The 3,404-nt window shown below is 49.6% G+C and carries 3 protein-coding genes; all 3 read right to left on the bottom strand.

The window, feature by feature from the left end:
* Positions 1 to 246: 246 nt before the first annotated feature.
* The gene (locus QP970_RS11490) at positions 247 to 1,275 is read right to left on the bottom strand and encodes an Abi family protein (protein ID WP_284849798.1); all 1,029 of its coding nucleotides are present in this window, start codon (positions 1,273 to 1,275) and stop codon (positions 247 to 249) included.
* A gap of 400 nt (positions 1,276 to 1,675) precedes the next feature.
* Complete coding sequence (gene relB, locus QP970_RS11740; RefSeq protein WP_349819947.1) at positions 1,676 to 1,912, bottom strand: type II toxin-antitoxin system RelB family antitoxin; 237 nt, start codon at positions 1,910 to 1,912, stop codon at positions 1,676 to 1,678.
* A 134-nt stretch (positions 1,913 to 2,046) separates the two neighbouring features.
* Positions 2,047 to 3,404: hypothetical protein (locus QP970_RS11485; protein ID WP_284869958.1), on the bottom strand; the 1,358-nt coding region annotated here is incomplete at its 5' end.

Here is a 3,404-nt window from a genome sequence, read left to right as displayed (position 1 = left end):
AACCGGCTACCGGGCGGCTACCGCCACCCCGGTACCTGGTACCGCCTTACCGGTCCCTAAAACAAGCCCGCGTCAGTTGTGGTGGTGCTGGCTAAAATTCACTGAATTGCTAATCCATGAAATGCTCTAACTCTTATGGGCCATCCTGTGTAATGACGATCTTTCAGCCACCGTAGGAATCACGCGGGCAAGAAGCAGAGTTACCTCAAGCCGTTCCTATATAGAGCGATATTGCAGTAGAAAAGCTTACTCTGACCATGGAGGAACTGCAGCCCCATTCACTAATGCCAAGCCTGTACGCCAAAGGCCGAGTTTTTCCCAGTTGTCGGGGAACCCCATAGTTTGCAAGCTAAGCCCATCAATTTTGGGAAAGCGCTCCAGCAGCATGACTAGTCGATTGCGCCAATTCCCCCGGGGCTCAAGATAGGAAAGCGTATAAGCAATTAAAGCGAGTGTTGGATATATCTTTTTAAACGCAATAGGGTCTCTAGAATCCGCAAGATGGAAGATTTCCGGATCCACTACGCTTCGATTTGGTGCCTGAATTCTCGTTACGATGAGGCGATTCCATAACCGAGAGTGATGGGCTGCGATATTTCTGGTGTAGTTAAAATTTCTTATCCAACTAGCTAACACATTGCCTTGAAGCGTCCCGAATGCGGGAGCAATACTATTCTTTACATTTTTTGGCAGGAATTCGAATAACTTAGACACGCTACCAAAATCTAGGATCTCCGTCGCTACCCAAATCGGAAGTTCTTCCCCATAGCGCTCCATATGATGACGGATAAAATCCTCACTGCGAGCCCGTTTTAGCTGTTTCTTATAATTCTCTTGCCAATAGCTGTAAGAATCTTGCTTACTTCGACGAGGAACGCGCTCACACTCCTTTTTATCCAGAAGTGAACGGCGTAAGTGAATAAACCCGTCTATTTCGCCTGCAAAATAGGCGATCTTAGTCCGCAATTGGATTTCGATTTGACCTAATGCTTCAAGGAGCAAAAGTCGTAAACGGCTATCAAAATCATAAAGAGCGAGTGCCTGTTCAAAAGAATGATTCGGCTCGAATTCATCGTACCGGTAATTGAATTTAGTTGTACGTAGATATTTTGGTTTATTCTTCCTGAAAGGATACCAATAAGCCGAAAGACGGTAATATCCAATTTTTCCTAAGGCGCGGATAGCATTAGCTGGATCTTCGATAACAAGCTTTCGATCCTCTAGGAGTGCTAGTTGTTGTTCGAAGGTTAAATGGGGCTTGTTGTATTTTTTCACTATTTTACCCCCATAAAAATGAAAACCACACCATCACAATTTTCATTGTGAGCGGATGTGGTGTGTGTAGATATAAGTATACAGATTTACATCTGGACGTCAAGTAAATACATGCAAATCACGTCAAATACTAAAACATTGATAGCAATCAGCTTAGATAGCCCTATTTAGAATGTTTAATCTACGAGAGTGTCGAAAATAGCTTTCAATAACTCTAGTCGAATAAGCCAAGCGTGATGGGCAACGTGATCACCTCGTAGTTGGAGTCCCCTACGGAAGGCCGTTCTTGATACCGCGAAGCGCGTTAGCAAGGCGGAAGACCAACATCGTTTAAATCAGTCGGAGCTGACTCCCGTTTGGTCCGACCTACAGGAACGACTTCGCCGCACGCGGGGTGATCTCAATCGACCAATCCACACTCGTCCGCTAAGTCCTGCAGCGAGATTGTGTCCAATTCTCCGCGTCGTGCTGCTTCGGCCTCGGCTTCAAGCGCATACACATACTCAAGTTCATCTAGGTAGGAATCTAGGGCCTTGCGAAGATAGAAGGCCCCTGTCCGTCCAGTTCGCGAAGCAAGCGCATCTAAGTGCTCCTTTTGCTTCGCGTCAACGCGAAAACTGATCACTGACTCGCTCATGTAAACACGCTTACAACAAGTTAACGGATTTGTACACCCCGTGAGCATTGTCCGCGCCTTGCAGTCCCCCACCTGGTGCCGTTGACTTCATGCACGCCAATAGGAACTGCCTGGGCGTTTTAGCGGTAGCCGAATCAAGAAATAAGGGAAACCTCGTCGAGTCGCCTTAAGATGACATACCGCTCTGCGTAGCGGCACCGTAGATCTGTCAAGAGCGTGTTGAAATCCGTATCCCAGGGCGCTCCCAGTTCCGCCGACTTTTCTCTCATGGTTTGTAATAGATCGATGCCCATGTCGCGGCCGACCCTCGTCGAATCTAGGTAAGTTGCAACATCGTCGCGAACAAAAGGAAGAACCTGCGCCGGGAGGTCATCAAGAAATCGGTGCGCCATCGACTCTTCCATTCCCGCCTTAACGACGGTGCTCCAGGCAAGTTCAGGGTCTTCAAGGCACAAGTGCTGGAACATGGCCAAATCCCATGACTTATTCCCCAACAAGCGTTGTATATGCGCCGCAGCTTCCACCTTGTCGGCGGCAACTGCATAGAGTTGCTGAGCGGACGACAGCTCCGGGTACGTATCGAATACTGTCCGGGCAACGCGTTCCGAATGTTCGGGAAAATACTCCCTGGCAAGCACAGCCCAACCCGAGGCTATATTTCGGGTTTCCTCCACGGCGCACTCGTTAACCGCCTTCTCGGACCAATCAAAGGCAAGATCATAGCGGCGGATGTCACAAAGACCGGCAATGATCTCCGTATAGCGCGTAGCCGCACTTCCCTGCAAACCATGGGTTCGAAGAACGGCTTCAGCAGTGCCTTCAAGCACCGCTAGCCGACGCCCCACGTAGCCACCGCCCTGTTCCGCCGCATACCACGAGCGGATGCGGGCCACGCCCTCTTCCCCGAGAGCAGGTGCCAAATAGACTGGGTCAAGGTCAATTTCTTCTACCGAAAGAATCTCGTTCATTCGTATGAACCAGTCAGCCAAAGCGCTACCGGAATAACTAGCTCGCTGCGCCGCGGAGGGAACTACCCGCGCCAAGACTTCGCCGGCATCCCTTACAGCATGGGCATAATCATTGACCCTAGGGATAGTCTTGAGGACCTCTTCTACTGCATCTAGAGCAACAAGCACGATATCGGATGGACTCGGCGGCACGATGCCAGAAAGTTGTGCAGGATCCTCTACTGCCTGTTCTAAAAACTCAGCAGCTTCCAATATGCGGTCGCTGTAGTACACGCTCCGAGCACCTTTGTACAGATCGGGATCATTAGACCGGACCAGCCTGGTTACCGCCTGTGCAAGAGTTCTCATGAAATCCAGTATAGAAAATTCTGGGATCACACAGAAGAGGAGCAAGGCCACCAGTAAATTGGTAACCTTGCTCCTCTCGAAATAAACACTATTTTGTTGTTTGTTGTTTGGTGTCGGCGGTGACTTACTCTCCCACAACCTCCCGGTTGCAGTACCATCAGCGCGTACAGGCTTAG

Source organism: Corynebacterium sp. MSK073 (genome assembly GCF_030232085.1).
Taxonomy (GTDB): domain Bacteria; phylum Actinomycetota; class Actinomycetes; order Mycobacteriales; family Mycobacteriaceae; genus Corynebacterium.
This window is presented reverse-complemented; position numbering and strand designations above follow the sequence as displayed.